Below are 18,397 nucleotides of genomic sequence, written 5' to 3'. Positions count from 1 at the left end.
GGTCGGCCAGGTCCCTGCCGTCCGGGAAAAGACGCAGCATGTGGGCACATCTTCGAAATATGGCCAGGCCTTTACGTCATATGGATGTCATGACATATTGGCCCATGGCCTTCTCTCCTTAAGGACATGTCGGAGGGTTTGCATGGCATTGCGGAAACGGTCGATGGGTGTGGTCGCCGTCATCGCGGCGGCCGGGCTGGGGCTGGCCGCGTGCGGCCAGTCGTCCGGCGGTAGCGGTGACACCATCGAGTTGACGATCGGCCAGAACGCCATCGCGGGCGGCAAGAACGCCGCGGCGGCGGACTTCATGGCCAACTGGGTAGTCCCGAAGTTCGAGGCGGCCCAGAAGGCGAAGGGCAAGGACGTCACGGTCAAGTTCGTCCCCAGCGGCGTCGACGACGAACAGTACAAGACCAAGCTCTCCCTCGACCTCAAGTCAGGCAAGGGCGCGGACGTGATCGACATCGACGGCATCTGGGCCGGCGAGTTCGCCGAGGCCGGCTACATCAAGCCGCTGTCGGAGCTCGTCGGGGCGGAGGCCGACAGCTGGGACGGCTGGTCGCAGATCCCGGAGGCCGTGCAGGGGCTGGCCGAGTTCAACGGCAAGAAGTACGCCCTGCCGGTCGGCACCGACGGCCGCGTGCTCTACTTCAACAAAACCCTCTTCCAGAAGGCCGGCCTGCCGGCCGACTGGCAGCCGAAGAGCTGGCAGGAGATCATCGACGCCGGGACCAAGCTGAAGTCCTCGGGTGTGCCCGTGCCGATCCAGATCAACGCCGGCACCGCGATGGGCGAGGCCACCTCGATGCAGGGCGTGCTGCCGCTGCTCGCGGGCGCGGGCGGCGAGGTGCAGCGGGACGGCAAGTGGACCGGCGCCGCCGCGCAGCCGCTGAAGGACACGCTCGGCCTCTACCAGAAGATCTACGGCGGCGGCCTCGGCGATCCCAAGCTGCAGCAGGAGGCCAAGGGCCGGGACAAGTCGTTCCAGCAGTTCGCCGAGGGCCGGATCGGCATCCTGATGGAGGGCGACTACTTCTGGCGTGGCGTCGTCAACCCCAAGGACGGCGTGGCCAAGATGGACGACCGCGACCAGACCGTCGGCTACGCCAAGATCCCCGCCATCGAGCCCGGCAAGGGACTGCGCGGCCAGGACTTCGTCAGCATGTCCGGCGGCGCGCTGCGTACGGTCAACCCCAACACCGAGCACCCGAAGGAGGCCTTCGAGCTGCTGGCCTTCACGCTCTCGCCCGAGGCGCTGAAGGAGGAGACCAAGGACGGCAACGTGCGCATCACCCCGCGTACGGACGTCAACAAGGAGATCCTCGCGGGCGAGCCGCTGCTGACCTTCATCTCGGAGCAGGTGCTGCCGGTGACCGCCTTCCGGCCGCCGGTCGCCGTCTACCCGCAGGTGTCGGTGGCGTTGCAGGAGGCCACGGCCGAGGTCGTCGGAGGCGCGACGCCCGACCAGGCGGCGGCCGACTACCAGAAGAAGCTTGAGGGAATCGTCGGTGGCGCAGGCAATATCGCCTCCTGAGTTCAAGGAGACCGCGCGAGGCGGCGGTGACGGCTCGGACGCGGCGGGCCTGGGCCGGTGGCGCGCGGGGGCCTTCGTGGCTCCCGCGCTGCTGCTCATCGCCGTCTTCCTCGTCTTCCCCGCGTTGTGGGTGCTCTATCTCGGGCTCACCAACTACCGGCTGACCGGGGTCGCGGCGGCCGAGCCGCAGTTCGTGGGGCTGGACAACTTCGTCAAGGCGGTGTCCGACACTGCGTTCTGGAGCTCCACGTGGCTGACCACGCAGTTCGTGCTGGGCTCGGCGATCATCGGACAGGTCGGGCTCGGGTTCACCATCGCCTGGCTGCTGCGCGACCGGCGCGGGCCGCTGAAGCGGCTGGTCGAGGGCCTGGTCATCCTGGCCTGGATCCTGCCGAGCGCGGTGGTGTCGTTCCTGTGGGTGGCGCTGCTCGACCGCGACGGCGGCACGCTCAACGCGCTGCTCGGCATCCCTGGCTTCGCCTGGCTGCTCGACCACCCGATGCTCTCGATCATCGTCTTCAACACCTGGCGCGGCACCGCGTTCTCGATGATGCTGTACGGCGCCGCGCTCGGCAACGTGCCCCCCTCGCACCTGGAGAGCGCCCGCCTGGCCGGCGCCTCCGGCTGGCAGCAACTCAGAGACGTGGTGTTCCCGCACATCAGAGGGCACATCCTGACGAACCTGCTGCTGATCAGCCTGTGGACGTTCAACGACTTCACCCCGTTCATGCTCACCGCCGGCGGCCCCGACGGTGAGTCAGAGGTGCTCGCCGTGCACGTGTACAAGGTCGCGTTGCAGGGCGGCGAGCTCGGGTACGGCGCCGCGATCTCCACGGTCATCCTGTTGATCAACCTGGTCGTGGCGGTGTTCTACCTGCGGCTGCTCCGGAGCAAGAAATGACGCGCTTCGTCCTCGGCCGGATCGGCTTCTACACGCTCATCGCGGTGCTGCTGGCCTTCTTCACGGTCCCGCTGCTGTGGCTGGTCACGGCGCCGTTCACGTCGGACCCGACGTACGAGGTCTCCGTGCCCGACTTCACCTGGGAGAACTTCCAGGCGGTGGTGGAGCACCCGTACGCGCTGCCGTCGCTGTACAACTCGGTGCTGCTGTCGGCGGGGACCGCGGTGCTGGTCGTGATCCTGGCGGCGCTGGCCGCGTACGCGCTGAGCCGGGTGCGGCTGCCGGGGCGCGACGCGCTGCTCTACGCGTTGCTGCTGCTGTCGTCGATCATCACGGGGACGGCGGCGATGGTGCCGCTGTTCCAGCTCGCGGTCGAGCTCAACCTCATCGACTCGCAACTCGGTCTGATCCTCATCCTGACCGGGGGCCTGCTGCCGGCGGCGATCTTCATGATGAAGGACTTCATGGACTCCACGCCGAAGTCGTACGAGGAGTCCGCGCGGGTGTTCGGGGCCTCGCCGCTGCAGATCGTGCGGCACGTGGTCGTCCCCCTGGTACGCCCTGGGCTGGCGACCATCGCGGTCTGGGCGGTGGCCAACGTGTGGGGGAACTTCCTGATGCCCTACCTGCTGCTGAGCGACGTCGAGAAGCAGCCGGCGGCGGTGATCACGTACACGCTGTACACCGAGGGCGGCCAGGCGAACCTGCGGATGTTGTCCACGTTCGGTCTCCTCTATTCGATCCCTGTCGTGCTCATGTACCTGTTTGTTAGTAAGAAATACGGCTTCCGCTTCCACGGAGGGATCAAGCGTTAAATGGCCGCCATCGAACTACGCGGGCTGACCAAGGTCTATCCCGGCGGAGTGAAAGCCCTCGACTCGCTCGACCTGGTCATCCCCGACGGCGAGTTCTTCGCCCTGCTCGGCCCCTCCGGCTGCGGCAAGACCACGCTGCTGCGCACGATCGCCGGCCTGGAGACCGCCACCGGCGGGGCGGTGGTGATCGGCGCGCGCGACGTGACCGGCGTGCAGCCGGGCGGCAGGGACGTCGCGATGGTCTTCCAGGACTACGCGCTGTTTCCGCACATGGACGTCACCGACAACATCGCCTACCCGCTGCGCATCAAGAAGGTCGCCAAGGGCACGCGCCGCGACAAGGCCGTGGAGGTGGGGGCGCGGCTCGGGCTCGAACTCCTCATGGACCGGCGGCCGGGCCAGCTCTCCGGCGGGCAGCAGCAGCGGGTCGCGCTGGCCAGGGTGATGGCCACGCAGGCGCAGGCGTTCCTGTTCGACGAGCCGCTGTCCAACCTGGACGCCCGGTTGCGGCTCGAAGCGCGTACGTTCCTGAAGAAGCTCCAGCGCGAGCTGGGCGTCACCACCGTCTTCGTCACCCACGACCAGGCCGAGGCCCTCGCCATGGCCGACAGGATGGCCGTCATGGAGTCGGGGCACATCCGGCAGATCGGCACGCCGGCCGAGGTGTTCCAGCGGCCCGCGAACACGTTCGTGGCCGGCTTCATCGGCTCGACGCCCATGAACCTCCTGGACGGCGCCGTACGAGGTGACACGCTGGAGGTGGCAGGGTGCAAGGTGGCGGTCCCGGTCTCGGCCGAGGGCCTGCTGACCGACGGGGAGACGATCGTGTACGGCGTACGGCCCGAGTACATGTCCTACTCCGCCGAGCCCGCGGACGGCGGGCTGGGCGGAAGGGTGGCCATCGTGGAGAACCTCGGCGCCTCCCACCTGGTGACCCTCGACGTCAACGACGTGAATGTGCAGGCCGTCGTGCCCGAGGGCGGCGAACCCGCCGTCGGCGACGCCGGCTACGCGCTGCCCCGGCGCGACCGCGCCCTCATCTACCGGGACGGAGAGCTGGTGTGACCAGGAGGGGTCATTGGAGCCTGGATGACAGGCTGGAGCGGATCCTGCGTGAGGTGCCGTTCGAGGTGCCCGCAGGCACGGCCGCCGTGACCGTGAAGCTCGGGTACGACCGGTCGCAGGGCGTCATCGACCTCGGCTGCGGCTCGCCCGAGGGCTTCCGCGGCTGGTCGGGAGGCGCGCGGGACGAGTACACGATCACTCCGGACTGGGCGACGCCGGGCTACCTGCCGGGATCGCCGGAGGCGGGGACCTGGCACGTGTGGCTGCGGCTGCACCGGATCCCGCCGCAGGGGCTCGACTTCACGCTGGAGATCACCACCGAGACCGCCGCACCGCCCCAGCCGGTCGTCGCCGAGCCGCCGCACGGCGAGCGCCCGCCCCGCAGGGACATTCCCGACGTGGACGGCCTGCGGTGGTTCGCCGGTGACTTCCACGCGCACACCCTGCACAGCGACGGCGGCCTCACCATCGCCGAGCTGGCCGAGCTGGCCCACGGGCGCGGGCTCGACTTCCTGGCCGTCACCGACCACAACACCGTCAGCCACCACCCCTGGCTGGACAAGATCGACCGGGAGGTCACGCTCATCCACGGCCAGGAGGTCACCACCGACCGCGGCCACGCGAACGTGTTCGGCGACGTCGGCTGGGTGGACTTCAGGCAGCCGGTCGACGCCTGGGTCGAGCACGCCGAGCGCGCGGGCGGGATCATCTCGATCAACCACCCGCTCGGCGGCGACTGCGCCTGGCTGCAGCCGCTCAGCCGCCGCCCCAGGGTCGCCGAGGTCTGGCATTCCGGCTGGTGGGACCGCCGCTGGGGCGCGCCGCTGGCCTGGGCCGACGCCTGGCGGGACGACGTGATCGCGATCGGCGGCAGCGACTTCCACCGCCACGGGTCCGACGGCCTGCCCGGCGCGCCCACGACCTGGGTGCTGGCCGAAGACGCGAGCGCGGTGCTGGACGGCGTACGCGCAGGGCGCACCGCCGTCTCGGCGGAGCCCGGCGGGCCGCTGCTACTCAGGCTGGGCGGCGAACTGCTGGCGCTGGACGCCGACGGCCTGGTGCTGGTACGCCCCGACGGCACGCGGCAGGTCGTCCGCGGTGAGCGGGTGCTGCTGCCGGCGACCGAAGGACGACATCGCTTGGAAACGTACGAGAACGAGGTGATCGCGCTATGCGCGTGAGGAAGATCGCCAACGCCCCTGTGAGCTTCGGCGTGTTCGAACTGAGCGACGCGCCGCCGCCGCTGAGCGCCGACGAGATGGTCCACGCGTTGTCCGAGGCCGGCTACGAGGGCATCGACCTGGGCCCGCTCGGCTACTTGGGCACCGGCGCCGATCTGGCCGCACGCCTCGGTGACCTGGCGCTGGCCGGCGGCTGGGCCGATCTGCCCTACAACGACGAGGACGGGTTCAGGCGGGCGCTGCCCGCGCTGGACGCCACGCTGGACGTCTTCGCGTCGGTGCCAGCCGGGGCGCTGCCGCCGCGGCCCACTTTGGGCTGCTCGGGCTCGCCCGAGAGGTTCGCCCGTCCCGGGGGGAGCGCTCCAGGGCTGGTGCCGTCCGAGTGGCCGGCGTACGCGGCCCGCGTCCAGGAGGCGGCCGACCGGTGCCGCGAGCGCGGGTTCGAGCCCGCGTTCCACCACCACCTCGGCACCTACGTCGAGACGCCCGACGACGTGGAGCACCTGCTGGAGCTGACCGACGTGCAGCTCTGCCTCGACACCGGACACCTGCTGCTGGCGGGGGGCGACCCGGTGACGGCGCTGCACGCGTGGGCGGACCGGGTCGGCCACGTGCACATCAAGGACGGCGACACGAAGATCCTCGCGACCGCCCTGGCCGAGGGCGTGGACCTGCGCGAGCTCATGGGCCGCGGCGGGTTCGCCCCGCTCGGGGAGGGTGAGCTGGACCTGCCCGGCGTGGTACGCGCGCTCGACGACATCGGCTACGCAGGCTGGATCGTCATCGAGCAGGACACCCTGCCGGGACGCCGCACCGTCGCCCAGAACATCGCCGACCAGGCGGCCAACCGCCGCAAGCTGAAGGACCTGGGACTGTGAAGATCGCTCTTGTCGGGTGCGGCGCGGTCACGCAGGCGGTGTACGTACCGCTGCTGTCCAGGCGCCGTGACCTGTTCGAGGTGGTGGCCGTCTGCGACCTGTCGCGCACGCTGGCCGACGCCGTGGGCGACCGGCTCGGCGCGCCCGATCGCCACACCTCGCTGCACGAGATGCTCGCGGGCGGCGGCTTCGAGGCCGTGCTCATGCTGGCCTCCGGCTCACACGGCGAGTACGTGCGCCAGGCCCTCGCGGCCGGTTACGCCGTGCTGTGCGAGAAGCCGCTCGCGCTGACCAGGGCCGAGGTGGCGGCGCTGCCCGAGGGCCGGCTGATGGTCGGCTACATGAAGCAGTACGACCCGGCCGTGCGCCGGGCCGAGGAGCTGCTGGCCGAGCTGGGCGGTCCCGGCGTCATCAGGTCGGTCGAGGTGAGTGTGCTGCATCCGAGCGGGGAGTCGCAGCTCGCGTATGCGAACCTGACGCAGGCGCGGGACGTGGACGCCGGGCTGCCGGCCTCGTTGCGGGCCGCCGAGACCGCGCTCGTCTCCGAGGCGCTGGGGGAGTCGGCCCCCGAGTCGGTACGCAACCTGTACGGCGTAGCACTCGGCTCAATTTGTCACGATTTGTCGCTCTTAAGGCGCTTTACCGGGTCGCCCACCGAAATTTCGTACGTTGAGATGTGGGGGCCCGCGCCCGGGTCCATCGAGATCTCGGGGCCGCTGCCCGTCCAGGGCAGATTCACCATCCGGTGGCACTACCTGGAGGACTACCCGGCCTACCGCGAGACCGTGACCATCCACCACGACCGCGGCTCGCTCGAACTCGTCTTCCCCTCGCCCTACCTCATGAACGCCCCGACGACGCTCACCGTGGTGTCCGGCGGCGAGAGCCGTACGGAGTGGCGCGACGTGACTGAGGCGTTCGAGGTACAACTGGCCGCCTTCCATGCTTTCGTGAACGATGGCAGGCCGCCGCTCACCGGAGCGGACGGCGGGCTCGAGGACATCGTGACGGCCCAGCGGATCGCCGCCTGCTACGCCGTACAGCATGATCTGCCCATGGGAGGGGAGGCAGCGTGAGCTCGGAGATCGTCGTCGTACCGCACACGCACTGGGACAGGGAGTGGTACGAGCCATTCCAGCGCTTCAGACTGCGCCTGGTGGCGCTGCTCGACGAGGTGCTCGACACGATGGAGCGCGAGCCCCGCTACCACTTCACCCTCGACGGCCAACTCGCCTGCGTCGACGACTACCTGGAGGTACGCCCGGAGAACCGCGACCGCGTCGCCGCGCTCGTCGAGTCCGGGCGGCTGGCGGTCGGGCCGTGGCAGATCCTGCTGGACGAGTTCCTGTGCTCGGGCGAGAACATCGTTCGCAACCTCGAACTCGGCATGGACCGGGCGGACAAGCTCGGCGGGGCGATGCCGGTGGGGTACCTGCCGGACATGTTCGGGCACACGGCCCAGATGCCGCAGATCCTGCGCAAGGCCGGGCTGCTGCACGCCTGCGTGTATCGCGGGGTGCCGTCCTCCGTCACCACGGACGCCTTCGCCTGGGTCGCGCCGGACGGGACGGCGCTGCGCACCCAGTACCTCCCCGCGGGCGGGTACGGCAACGGGGCGCACCTGTTCTCCGACGCGGAGGGGCTGGCGGACCGGGCCACGGCGTTCGTCGCGACCATGCGCGAGTGGCACGGGCCCGAGGGACCGCTGCTGGCGATGTACGGGACCGACCATTCCGCGCCCGTGCGAGGGTTGCCGGAGATGGTGGCGGCGATCGGCGGCCGCATGGACACCTTGTCCGGATATATCGGTGTTCAATCGGGTGACGTGGCGGGACTGCCCCGAGTCGTCGGTGAGCTGCGCTCGCACGCGCGGGCCAACATCCTGCCCGGCGTCATCTCCGTCCGCGCCCACGTCAAGCAGGCCATGGGACGCGCCGAGCGGATGGTGGAGCGCTACGCCGAGCCGCTGGCCACGCTGTGGGGCGCCGAGTGGCCGCGGCGGTTCCTGGACATGGCGTGGTGGCGGCTCGTGGACGCCAGCGGACACGATTCCGTGACCGGTTGCGGCGTCGACGACACCGCCCAGCAGGTGGCCGCCCGCATCGCGGAGGCCGAGCACCTCGGGCAGGCCGTGCGCGACATGGTGACCGCACGGCTGGCGGCCGCCGTACCGTCCGGCGGGGTGCTCGTCGTCAACCCGACGCCGTCCGCGCGGAGCGGGGTCGTGCTCCTGGACGTCGCCGGGATGGACCCGCTGGTGGACCCGTCGGGCGCGCCGGTGCCCGCGCAACCCCTGGAGTACGCCGCCACGCTGCTGCTCGACCAGGAGATGGACCCGGCCACCGCGCTGACGTTCATCCACGGGACCGAGCTGTACGGGCAGCACATCACGAACTGGTCGGTCGAGGACGGGACGCTGACGTTCACGGTCGCGCGGGAGACGCCGGTCGTGTTCGACGTGGACGACCTGCGTGGGGCGCTGGACGGCGTGACCCGCGTCCGCATCCTCGCCGAGCCTCGGCGCACGGTCGCCGCCCTCGTTCAGACGCCGGCGCTGGGGCACACGAGCGTCAGGCCCGCGCCGCGCTCCGCCTCCACCGGTGCTTCCACTGGGCAGCCCTGCGCGTTCGGCTCGGACGCGACGCCGCCGCCGGTGCGGGGCGACGAGGAGGTGCTGGACAACGGGCTGCTGCGGGTGGCGATCGCCGGGGACGGCACGCTGACGCTCGTCTCCGGGGACGGCACCACGGTCACGGGAGCCGGCCGCATCGTAGACGGCGGCGACGTGGGCGACACCTACAACCACGCGCCGCCCGCCACGGACCTCGTCGTGTCCGAGCCCGAGGCGGTCGAGGTCGAGCTGATCTGCTCGGGACCGCTGGTGGCGGCGGTGGACGTGCGGCGCGCGTACCGCTGGCCCGCCGCGGGCGACGGGATCGACGGGGCCGAGGAACTGCCCGCCGCCGCGCGGACGGCCAGGACCGAGGAGATCGTCGTCACCACCCGGGTCGAGCTGCGCGCGGGCGAGCCGTACGTCCGGCTGAACGTCGAGTTCGACAACCGCTGCGCCGACCACCGCGTACGCCTGCACGTGCCGCTGCCGTCGAAGGCGTCGCAGTCGTACGCCGAGGGGCAGTTCGCGGTCGTCACGCGGGGCCTGACCGCGGAGGCCGGCTGCGGCGAGACACCTCTCCCCACCTTCCCTGCCTCCTCGTGGGTGGCCGCCGGCGGTGTGGCGGCGCTGCTTGAGCACGTGACGGAGTACGAGCTGGTGGACGAGGGCGCCGAACTCGCCCTCACGCTGCTTCGCTCGGTCGGCTACCTCTCCCGCAACCGCAACGCCCTGCGCCCGGAACCCGCCGGTCCCCAGCTGCCGACACCGGCCGCGCAGTCGCGTGGGGTGCGGTCGGTGAGCCTGGCGCTGATGCCGTACCAGGGATCCTGGGAGGAGGTGGTGCCGCAGGCGGAGACCTTCAGGCACGACCTGCTGGTGGTGCCGGGAACGGGCGCTCGGACGCTCCCCCTGCCGTCACCCGCCACGGGACTCTCGGTGACGGGGGAGGGCGTGGTGATGACGTCACTCAGGACGCGCGACGACCGGCGCGAGCTCCGGCTGGTCGCGCTCACCCCCTCGGACACGGAAGCGGTCATCGAGGGCGCCTTCACCGAGGCCAGACACGCGGACCTGCGCGGGCGACCGGGCGAGTCCGTGCCCGTCACGGACGGCGTGCTGCGGCTTCCCCTGGGGCCGTGGGAAATCGCGACCATCCAATTGTTCAACTCTCGGTAATCCAACGACAGCGTTCAGTAATGTCGCGGTCATGCCTGGATCTCAGCACGAGGGGCTGGTCTCGATCGGCACCCTTGATTTCGGACATACCGCGAAAATGTTGCTCTCGCTCTTCGACCTGCCGATATCCGAGTCGGGAGAGGCGCGGCTGGCCTCTCCCGACCTGTCGGAAACCGTGCCGGCCAGCTACCACGCGGACGCCGCCCTGCTCTTCGGCAGTGGGAAGCGGAAAGTGGGCGTGATCCTGGAGACGCAGCGCGGGGAGGACGGGAGGAAGCACTATTCGTGGCCGAACTACATCACGAGTCTCCGTGCTCGCGAGCGGTGCCGTGTCTACCTGGTCGTCATCTGCCCGAATAGCGCGGTGGCCGAATGGGCCGCCAAGCCCATCTTCATCGGCCACCCGGAGATGGTGCTGATACCACTGGTGATCGGCCCGGACAACACGCCTGTCATCACCGACGTCGCCAAGGCCGTGGACAACATCGGACTGGCGGTCATCTCGACCGTTACCCATCGCGACGATCCGAGCATCAACCTCATCATCGCCACTTTGACCCATGCGCTCTCTTCCATCGATCCGAAGCTGGCCCAGGGTTACGCTGAGTATGTCGTCGTAGCACTGTCGGACAGTCCCGCGCAGAAGGAGATGGAACGACTCATGTCCACAAAGACCTATCCCTACATGGGCGAGTACTCGCAGTCTCTGATCGATCAAGGGAAGGCCGAAGGAGAGGCCAAGGCCGTGCTGCTGGTGCTGGGCTCGCGGGGTGTTTCGGTGGGTGATCGGGATCGTGAGCGCATCGTGTCGTGTACGGATCTCGCGATTCTGGAGGGGTGGGTCGAACGGGCGGCGTTCGTGACTTCCGTGGAGGAGCTTTTCGCCTGAGCGGCCGGTAGGCCCCGGGTTGTGGGCTGCCACAAGACCCGCGGTAAGAGTTTGTTGTGGCTACAGTTGTGGCTGGTCAGGAGCATGACGAACACTGGCCGACATGAACAGAGGTCCCGTCGACTCCACCAGGGTGCCGCGTTTCGCCGGGCCCGCCACCTTCGCCCGCCTGCCCCGCCTGGATGAGGTGGAGCGCGCCGACGTCGCCGTCGTGGGTGTGCCGTTCGACACCGGGGTGTCCTACCGGCCTGGCGCGAGGTTCGGGCCGGCGGCGGTCAGGGAGGCGTCCCGGTTGCTGCGGCCGTACCATCCGGGGCTGGACGTCTCGCCGTTCGAGCGGGCGCAGGTGGTCGACGCCGGTGACATCGCGGCGAACCCGTACGACATCGGCGCGGCGATCGAGGCCATCGAGGGCGCGGCGGACGAGTTGGACGCCCGGCTGGTCACCATCGGCGGCGACCACACGATCGCGCTGCCGCTGCTGCGGTCGGTCGCCAAGCGGCACGGTCCGGTGGCGTTGGTGCACTTCGACGCCCACCTCGACACGTGGGACACCTACTTCGGCGCCGAGTACACGCACGGCACGCCGTTCCGCCGGGCGGTCGAGGAGGGGATCCTCGACACCGAGGCGCTCAGCCACGTCGGCATCCGGGGGCCGTTGTACGGCAAGAAGGACCTCGAGGACGACCGGCGGCTCGGGTTCGGCATCCTGACCGCGGCCGACGTGCTGCGCCGCGGTCTTGACGAGGTGATCGACGTGCTGCGGCAGCGGGTCGGGGACCGGCCGATGTACGTCTCCGTCGACATCGACGTGCTCGACCCTGCCCACGCCCCGGGCACGGGCACCCCGGAAGCGGGCGGGCTGACCAGCAGGGAGCTGCTGGAGATCCTGCGCGGCCTGGCCGGTTGTCATCTGGTCGGGGCGGACGTGGTGGAGGTCGCTCCCGCGTACGACCACGCGGAGATCACCTCGGTCGCCGCCTCCCACGTGGCCTACGACCTCATCGGCCTGCTGGCGATCCAGGAGAAACGGGCATAAGTGTGCGGGAAACCCAAAGTCAGCGCGTGCCCCAGGAATACGTCTGCTTGCGCAACTTCAGGTACACGAACGACTCGGTCGTCCGTACCGAGGGAATGGCGCGGATCTTGCTGAGGATCTCCAGCAGATGACCGTCGCCCTCACAGACCACTTCCACGATCACGTCGAAGGAGCCCGCCGTGAGCACCACATAGTCGATCTCGTCGATGGCCGCGAGTTCGTCGGCCACCGAATCCAGGTCGCCCTCGCAGTTGACGCCGATCATGGCCTGGCGGGGGAAGCCGAGCGTGAGAGGATCGGTGACCGCGACGATCTGCATGACGCCGGCGTCCTGCAGCCGCTGGACCCGCTGGCGCACCGCGGCCTCCGACAGGCCGACCGCTTTCCCGATCGCCGCGTACGGCTTGCGCCCGTCCGCCTGGAGTTGTTCGATGATCTGCTTCGACAGATCGTCGAGCACCACTTGCCCAGAGTTGGAGTTGTTGCGGCGTACGCGGGGCGGCGTGGTCATTTGTGAGGAATCCTCCTAGCGGTCCGGCGTTACGGGGACGTTCCCGCTCGATCACCGTCCTGGTGCGACATGTTGTCAGTTCTTGGCAGTCTGTCAAGCGAATTCGTAGCAATTTGATATCTTCACCACGAAATCCCTTGTCCGGATGCATCTGCTCTGTAAGAGTCGCGGCATCTCAGCCACCTCACGAGGAGTGCGCATGATCACCCGTCTGCAGAACTTCATCAATGGTGAGTTCGTGGACGCCAAGAGCGGCCGATTCTCTGACATCATCGACCCCTGCACGGGCGAGTCTTATGTCCAGGCCCCCGTCTCGGGCCCCGAGGACGTCGATGCGGCCTTCGCCGCCGCGGCTGCCGCGTTCGAGTCTTGGGGCAGGACCACCCCGGGTGAGCGGGCCAACCTGTTGCTCAAGGTGGCCGACGCGATCGAGGCGCGGGCCGACGAGATCAACGAGGCGGAGTGCCGCGACACCGGCAAGCCGCTCGCCCGCATGGCGGAGGACGAGACCCCGGTCGCCGCCGACCACTTCCGCTTCTTCGCGGGCGCGGCGCGTACGCTCGAGGGCCCCACGGCCGGCGAGTTCCTCGCCGAGCACACCAGCGTCATCAGGCACGAGCCGATCGGCGTGGTCGGTCAGGTCACGCCGTGGAACTATCCGGTCATGATGGCGGTCTGGAAGATCGCCCCCGCCATCGCGGCCGGCAACACGGTCGTGCTCAAGCCGTCCGACACCACCCCGGTCGCCACGCTGAAGCTCGCCGAGATCCTCGGCGAGGTGCTGCCCGCCGGCGTCTTCAACGTCGTCACCGGCGATCGCGAGACCGGTGCACTCGTGGTCGCCAATCCGACGGCGGCCATGGTGGCCATCACCGGCTCGGTGGGCGCGGGCATGTCGGTCGCCAAGAGCGCCGCGGACGACCTCAAGCGGGTGCACCTGGAGCTCGGCGGCAAGGCGCCGGTCGTGGTCTTCGAGGACGTCAAGGACCTGCGCAAGGCCGCCGCCGACATCGCCGTGGCCGGCTTCTACAACGCCGGCCAGGACTGCACCGCGGCGTGCCGGGTGCTGGTGCACGAGAGCGTGCACGACGAGTTCGTGGCCGCGCTGAGCGAGGCCGCCGCCGGCACCGTGACCGGCGACCGGGAAGCGGAGGACGCGCTGTACGGCCCGCTCAACAACGAGAGCCAACTCGCCAAGGTCCAGGGTTTCATCGACCGCGTCCCCGCGCACGCCAAGGTGCTCACTGGCGGCGGGCGCGTCGGCGATAAGGGGTACTTCTTCGCCCCGACCGTCGTCGACGGGCTCAGGCAGGACGACGAGATGGTGCAGAACGAGGTCTTCGGCCCCGTGATCACCGTCCAGACGTTCACTGACGAGGCCGACGCGCTGGCCAAGGCCAACGACGTCAGGTACGGCCTCAGCGGCTCGGTCTGGACCTCCGACCACGGCCGTGCCATGCGGATGTCCAACCGGCTCGACTTCGGCGTCGTCTGGGTCAACACCCACATCCCGTTCGTCTCGGAGATGCCGCACGGCGGCTTCAAGCACTCCGGGTACGGCAAGGACCTGTCGGTGTTCGGCCTGCACGACTACACGAGGGTCAAGCACGTCATGCACTACATCGGTGAATAGGCCACGATGACCGGACACTCCGCGATCGAGCTTGAGGACGTCGCCAAGGACTACCTCTCCCACGGGGAGGTCGTCCAGGCGGTGAAGGGTGTGACGCTGGACATCGCGGAGGGGGAGTTCTTCTCCCTGCTCGGCCCGTCCGGCTGCGGCAAGACCACCACGATGCGGATGATCGCCGGCTTCGAGGCCCCCTCGAAGGGCCTGGTGAGGCTGCGCGGCCAGGACGTCACGAACGTCCCGCCGAACAAGCGCGACGTCAACATGGTCTTCCAGTCCTACGCGCTCTTCCCGCACATGAGCGTCTGGGACAACGTGGCCTTCGGGCTGAAGCAGCGCAAAACGCCGCAGGAGGAGATCAGGCGGCGGGTCGGCGAGATGCTGGAGATCGTCGCTCTCGCCGGCCGGGAGAAGCGCAGGCCGCGTGAGATGTCCGGCGGCCAGCAGCAGCGCGTGGCGCTGGCCAGGGCGCTGGTCAACCGGCCGCGGGCGCTGCTGCTGGACGAGCCGCTCGGCGCGCTCGACCTCAAGCTGCGCCAGGCCATGCAGATCGAGCTCAAGCGCATCCAGCGCGAGGTCGGCATCACGTTCGTGTACGTGACGCACGACCAGAACGAGGCGCTGACCATGAGCGACAGGATCGCGGTCATGAACGACGGGCTGGTCGAGCAGCTCGGCGGGCCCCGCGAGATCTACGAGCGGCCCGCGACCGCCTTCGTGGCCGGCTTCATAGGCACCTCCAACCTGCTCACCGGCGCCGCGACCGGCGGTGCGCTGAAGATCGGCGGCGGCCGGGTGATGGTCCCGGGGCGCGACGGCGACGTGACGGTCACCGTGCGGCCGGAGAAGATCACCATCGGCACGGACGAGCCGGAGCCCGGCATGAGCGCCGTGCGCGGCACCGTCGCCGAAGTGGCCTACCTCGGCACCTACAACAGCTACGCGGTGAGTCTCGCGGACGGGGCGGAGATCACCGTGTTCCAGCAGAACGCGCATGACGCGACGGCCACGGCGGAGCGGGGCGACTCCGTGTGGCTGTCGTGGCAGGAGCGGCACTCGTACGTGATTGGAAGTTGATACAACCCCATGAACCCCCGTCTCCGCACCAGACGTGACGCCTTCAGAATCGCCGGCTTCTCGGCCGCCGGGCTCGCCCTCGCCGCCTGTGGCGTGCAGGGACAGAAGGCGGCGGCGCCGAAGCCCGACGCGGTCAAGGACTTCTGGTCCAAGCAGACCAAGCATGGCAAGGTCGTCTTCGCCAACTGGCCCGAGTACATGCCCGAGGACAGGGGCCCGCTGGAGAAGTTCAAGCAGGCCACCGGCATCTCGTACGAGTACAAAGAGGTCATCCAGGAGAACGCCGAGTTCTTCGGCAAGGCCGATCCCGTGCTGCGCGCCGGCCAGTCGCTGGGCTACGACATCGTCGTCATGACCAACGGCATCCAGCTCCAGCACATGATCCAGCTCGGCTACGCCACGCCGCTCGACCACGCGCAGTTGCCGAATTTCCAGGCCAACGCCGGCCAGAAGTACAAGGAACGCGCCTACGATCCGGGCAACAAGTACACGGTCCCGTACACGTCGGGCGTGACCGGGATCGCGTACAACACCGACTACGTCAAGGAAGAGATCACCAGCATCGAGTCGTTGTTCGATCCCCGGTACAAGGGGCGGGTCGGGATGATGGCCGACGCCCAGGAGATCGGCAACTTCGGCATGTTCGCGCTGGGGATCGATCCGGAGAAGTCGACCGAGGCCGACTGGAAGAAGGCCGGGGAGAAGCTCAAGGCGCAGCGCGATGCCGGACTTGTACGGAAATATTACGATCAAGGGTATATCGACGCCGTGTCCAAGGGTGACATCTGGCTGACCATGGCCTGGTCGGGCGACATCTTCCAGCGCCAGCTCGCCGGCGAGCCCGTCAAGTTCGTGGTGCCCGAGGAGGGCGGCACGATCTGGACCGACAACATGCTCATCCCCAAGGGCGCCGCCAACCCGGTGGACGCTCTCATGCTGATGGACCACCTCTACCAGCCGGCCGTGGCCGCCGAACTGGACGAGTTCATCCAGTACGTCACCCCGGTCGCCGCGGTGCAGGACCTGCTCAGGGAGAAGGCGAAGACGGCCGAGGGCGAGGACAAGAAGGCGCTCGAGGACATGATCGACAGCCCGCTCATGTTCCCCACCGAGGCCGACTACGCCAGGCTGCGCACGTACACCAGTCTGACCACGCAGCAGCAGCAGGTCTTCAACCCGATCTTCCAGTCCGTCACCCAGGCGTAGGTGCATGAAATGCGACCTGCAGCGCACCGCTGGACGCGGCACACTGTAGCGATGAGGCGGCTCACCCCCTACCTGCTCGCCCTCCCGAGCTGGATGTGGCTGGGGATCTTCCTGGTCGTGCCCATGGTCGCGATGGCGTCGGTGTCGCTGCAGACCGGGAACGCGATCGACGGCTTCGCCATGACGTTCAGCTTCTCCAACTACGGCGACGCGCTCGGCAGGTACGGCACCCAGCTCCTGCGCTCGCTGCTCTACGGCGGGCTGGCGACCGTGGCCATGCTGGTGATCGGGTATCCCGTGGCGTACTGGATCGCCTTCAAGGGCGGCCGGCGCAAGTCCATGTACCTGTTCCTGCTGCTGTTGCCGTTCTTCGTGTCGTTCGTGCTGCGGACGATCTCGTGGAACTTCCTGCTGTCGGACAACGGCATCCTGTTCGGCACGTTGAAGGGCTGGGGGCTGCTGCCCGAGGGCTTCCACGTGCTGGCGACGACGTTCGCCGTGGTCGGCGGGCTGACGTACAACTTCCTGCCGTTCATGATCCTGCCGATCTACGTGGCGCTGGAGCGGGTGGACCCGCGGGTGGTGGAGGCGGCCCAGGACCTGTACGCGACGAAGACGGCGGCCTTCCGCCGGGTGGTGCTGCCGCTGTCGTTGCCCGGGGTGTTCGCCGGGGTGCTGATGACGTTCGTGCCGGCCACGGCCGACCCGATCAACGCGCAGATCCTCGGCGGCACGGCGAACACCATGATCGGCAACATCATCCAGACCGAGTACCTGACCAACCTCAACTACCCGACCGCCTCGGCGCTGTCGTTCACGTTGATGGCGGTGCTGCTCGTGGGCATCTTCATCTACGCCAGAGCGCTCGGCACCGAGAACGTGCTAGAGGCGGCGGCCCGATGAGGGAACCCGACGCAGTGAGCGGAGTGGACCCGCGAGGGACGAGTGGGTCCGCGAAGCGAATGAGGAGCGGTGAGCGACCAATCAGCACGAGGGAACCCGACGCAGTGAGCGGAGTGGACCCGCGAGGGACGAGTGGGTCCGCGAAGCGAATGAGGAGCGGTGAGCGACCAATCAGCACGCGGAGGGGCAGGGGCAGGGTTGGGGATCGGCTGCTGCACTTCTACACGTGGCTGGTGATCGTGTGGTTGTCGGCGCCGATCGCCGTGATGATCCTCTTCGGGTTCAACGACAAGCAGAGCAAGTCGAACACCACCTGGCAGGGCTTCACCCTCCGGTGGTACGGCGAGCTCTTCGACATCTCCGACCTGACCGTGGCCCTGCGCAACTCGCTGGTCATCGCCCTGGTCAGCACCGTGATCACGGTCGTCATCGGAACCATGCTGGGGCTCGCCATCGGTCGGCACCGGTTCCGCGGCAAGGGCGTCACGAACTTCCTGGTCTTCGCCGCCATCTCCACGCCCGAGCTGGTCATGGGCGCGTCGCTGCTGTCGTTGTTCGTGTCCGGCAACGTGCCCCGCGACGCGAACACGATCATCATGGCGCACGTGTTGTTCTCGCTCTCCTTCGTGGTGGTGACGGTGCGGGCGCGGATCGTCACGCTGGACCCGGCGCTGGAGGAGGCGGCCAGGGATCTCGGGGCCACGGCCTGGGGGACGTTCAGGCAGGTCACGTTGCCGTCGATCATGCCAGCGGTGCTGGCGGGCGGGATGCTGGCGTTCGCGCTGTCCATCGACGACTACGTGGTGACCAGCTTCGTCAACGGCTCCACCGTGACCTTCCCGCTCTGGATCGTCGGCGCGGTCAAGACCGGCATCCCGCCGCAGGTCAACGTCATGGGTACGCTGATCTTCGGGATCGGCGTGCTGATCGCGATCGGTAACGCGGTCGCGGCGCGGCGCCGTACCTGACAAAACGCAC

General features: G+C 68.8%; 16 protein-coding genes. 15 read left to right on the top strand and 1 reads right to left on the bottom strand.

Features of this window, described 5'->3' with window-relative positions:
* Positions 1–142 precede the first annotated feature (142 nt).
* The 10 genes from ITP53_RS09030 to speB all read left to right on the top strand — a co-directional run bounded on the left by ITP53_RS09030 (position 143) and on the right by speB (position 12,092).
* Entirely contained in the window at positions 143–1,534 is a 1,392-nt protein-coding gene (locus ITP53_RS09030) for an extracellular solute-binding protein (protein ID WP_236050610.1), read from the top strand.
* Positions 1,509–2,435, top strand: a complete 927-nt coding sequence (locus ITP53_RS09025; RefSeq protein WP_328814318.1) for a carbohydrate ABC transporter permease — start codon at positions 1,509–1,511, stop codon at positions 2,433–2,435. Before ITP53_RS09030 ends, ITP53_RS09025 begins: the two co-directional genes overlap by 26 nt.
* Positions 2,432–3,250 carry a carbohydrate ABC transporter permease gene (locus ITP53_RS09020; protein ID WP_195894861.1) on the top strand — a complete coding sequence of 273 codons (819 nt, stop codon included), beginning with the start codon at positions 2,432–2,434 and terminating at the stop codon, positions 3,248–3,250. Before ITP53_RS09025 ends, ITP53_RS09020 begins: the two co-directional genes overlap by 4 nt.
* Positions 3,251–4,315, top strand: coding sequence for an ABC transporter ATP-binding protein (locus ITP53_RS09015; RefSeq protein ID WP_195894860.1), 1,065 nt, complete (start codon positions 3,251–3,253; stop codon positions 4,313–4,315). It begins immediately after the preceding gene.
* Positions 4,312–5,496 carry a CehA/McbA family metallohydrolase gene (locus tag ITP53_RS09010; protein ID WP_195894859.1) on the top strand — a complete coding sequence of 395 codons (1,185 nt, stop codon included), beginning with the start codon at positions 4,312–4,314 and terminating at the stop codon, positions 5,494–5,496. The genes ITP53_RS09015 and ITP53_RS09010 overlap by 4 nt, the downstream gene beginning before the upstream one ends.
* Positions 5,487–6,374, top strand: a complete 888-nt coding sequence (locus ITP53_RS09005; RefSeq protein ID WP_195894858.1) for a TIM barrel protein — start codon at positions 5,487–5,489, stop codon at positions 6,372–6,374. The genes ITP53_RS09010 and ITP53_RS09005 overlap by 10 nt, the downstream gene beginning before the upstream one ends.
* Complete coding sequence (locus tag ITP53_RS09000; RefSeq protein WP_195894857.1) at positions 6,371–7,450, top strand: Gfo/Idh/MocA family protein; 1,080 nt, start codon at positions 6,371–6,373, stop codon at positions 7,448–7,450. The genes ITP53_RS09005 and ITP53_RS09000 overlap by 4 nt, the downstream gene beginning before the upstream one ends.
* Positions 7,447–10,164, top strand: a complete 2,718-nt coding sequence (locus tag ITP53_RS60160; protein WP_195894856.1) for a glycoside hydrolase family 38 N-terminal domain-containing protein — start codon at positions 7,447–7,449, stop codon at positions 10,162–10,164. The genes ITP53_RS09000 and ITP53_RS60160 overlap by 4 nt, the downstream gene beginning before the upstream one ends.
* Positions 10,165–10,195: 31 nt before the next feature.
* Entirely contained in the window at positions 10,196–11,053 is an 858-nt protein-coding gene (locus ITP53_RS08990; protein ID WP_195894855.1) for a hypothetical protein, read from the top strand.
* Between the two features lie 103 nt (positions 11,054–11,156).
* Positions 11,157–12,092: an agmatinase gene (gene speB / locus ITP53_RS08985; RefSeq protein ID WP_195894854.1), complete on the top strand. Its 936-nt coding sequence runs from the start codon at positions 11,157–11,159 to the stop codon at positions 12,090–12,092.
* Between the two features lie 19 nt (positions 12,093–12,111).
* On the opposite strand, the gene ITP53_RS08980 is transcribed toward speB, so the two are convergent.
* Entirely contained in the window at positions 12,112–12,603 is a 492-nt protein-coding gene (locus ITP53_RS08980) for an Lrp/AsnC family transcriptional regulator (protein ID WP_195894853.1), read from the bottom strand.
* Positions 12,604–12,802: 199 nt separating this feature from the next.
* Here ITP53_RS08980 and ITP53_RS08975 point away from each other — a divergent pair, with 199 nt between their 5' ends.
* The 5 genes from ITP53_RS08975 to ITP53_RS08955 all read left to right on the top strand — a co-directional run bounded on the left by ITP53_RS08975 (position 12,803) and on the right by ITP53_RS08955 (position 18,387).
* A complete protein-coding gene (locus tag ITP53_RS08975) occupies positions 12,803–14,236 on the top strand; it encodes a gamma-aminobutyraldehyde dehydrogenase (protein ID WP_195894852.1) in 1,434 nt (477 codons plus the stop codon).
* A gap of 6 nt (positions 14,237–14,242) precedes the next feature.
* Complete coding sequence (locus ITP53_RS08970) at positions 14,243–15,310, top strand: ABC transporter ATP-binding protein (protein ID WP_195894851.1); 1,068 nt, start codon at positions 14,243–14,245, stop codon at positions 15,308–15,310.
* Between the two features lie 9 nt (positions 15,311–15,319).
* Positions 15,320–16,516 (top strand): polyamine ABC transporter substrate-binding protein, encoded by a 1,197-nt coding sequence (locus ITP53_RS08965; RefSeq protein WP_195894850.1) that lies wholly within the window; start codon positions 15,320–15,322, stop codon positions 16,514–16,516.
* Positions 16,517–16,567: 51 nt separating this feature from the next.
* Positions 16,568–17,419, top strand: a complete 852-nt coding sequence (locus ITP53_RS08960; RefSeq protein ID WP_195894849.1) for an ABC transporter permease — start codon at positions 16,568–16,570, stop codon at positions 17,417–17,419.
* Positions 17,420–17,568: 149 nt separating this feature from the next.
* Complete coding sequence (locus ITP53_RS08955) at positions 17,569–18,387, top strand: ABC transporter permease (RefSeq protein ID WP_195894848.1); 819 nt, start codon at positions 17,569–17,571, stop codon at positions 18,385–18,387.
* Positions 18,388–18,397: the final 10 nt, after the last annotated feature.

The sequence above is a fragment of the Nonomuraea cypriaca genome (assembly GCF_015645445.1).
In the GTDB taxonomy this organism is placed as follows: Bacteria; Actinomycetota; Actinomycetes; order Streptosporangiales; family Streptosporangiaceae; genus Nonomuraea; species Nonomuraea cypriaca.
The sequence above is the reverse complement of the archived record's forward strand: the minus strand, read 5'-3'. Positions and strand labels throughout refer to the sequence as shown.

Bases quoted from the DNA above. Each gene is read 5' to 3' on its own strand.
- ITP53_RS08990 (WP_195894855.1), top strand. From the start codon at position 10,196: ATGCCTGGATCTCAGCACGAGGGGCTGGTCTCGATCGGCACCCTTGAT.
- ITP53_RS09030 (WP_236050610.1), top strand. From the start codon at position 143: ATGGCATTGCGGAAACGGTCGATGGGTGTGGTCGCCGTCATCGCGGCG.
- ITP53_RS08965 (WP_195894850.1), top strand. From the start codon at position 15,320: ATGAACCCCCGTCTCCGCACCAGACGTGACGCCTTCAGAATCGCCGGC.
- ITP53_RS08980 (WP_195894853.1), bottom strand. From the start codon at position 12,603: ATGACCACGCCGCCCCGCGTACGCCGCAACAACTCCAACTCTGGGCAA.
- ITP53_RS09020 (WP_195894861.1), top strand. From the start codon at position 2,432: ATGACGCGCTTCGTCCTCGGCCGGATCGGCTTCTACACGCTCATCGCG.
- ITP53_RS08970 (WP_195894851.1), top strand. From the start codon at position 14,243: ATGACCGGACACTCCGCGATCGAGCTTGAGGACGTCGCCAAGGACTAC.
- ITP53_RS08955 (WP_195894848.1), top strand. From the start codon at position 17,569: ATGAGGAGCGGTGAGCGACCAATCAGCACGCGGAGGGGCAGGGGCAGG.
- ITP53_RS09005 (WP_195894858.1), top strand. From the start codon at position 5,487: ATGCGCGTGAGGAAGATCGCCAACGCCCCTGTGAGCTTCGGCGTGTTC.
- ITP53_RS08975 (WP_195894852.1), top strand. From the start codon at position 12,803: ATGATCACCCGTCTGCAGAACTTCATCAATGGTGAGTTCGTGGACGCC.
- speB (WP_195894854.1), top strand. From the start codon at position 11,157: ATGAACAGAGGTCCCGTCGACTCCACCAGGGTGCCGCGTTTCGCCGGG.
- ITP53_RS09015 (WP_195894860.1), top strand. From the start codon at position 3,251: ATGGCCGCCATCGAACTACGCGGGCTGACCAAGGTCTATCCCGGCGGA.
- ITP53_RS08960 (WP_195894849.1), top strand. From the start codon at position 16,568: ATGAGGCGGCTCACCCCCTACCTGCTCGCCCTCCCGAGCTGGATGTGG.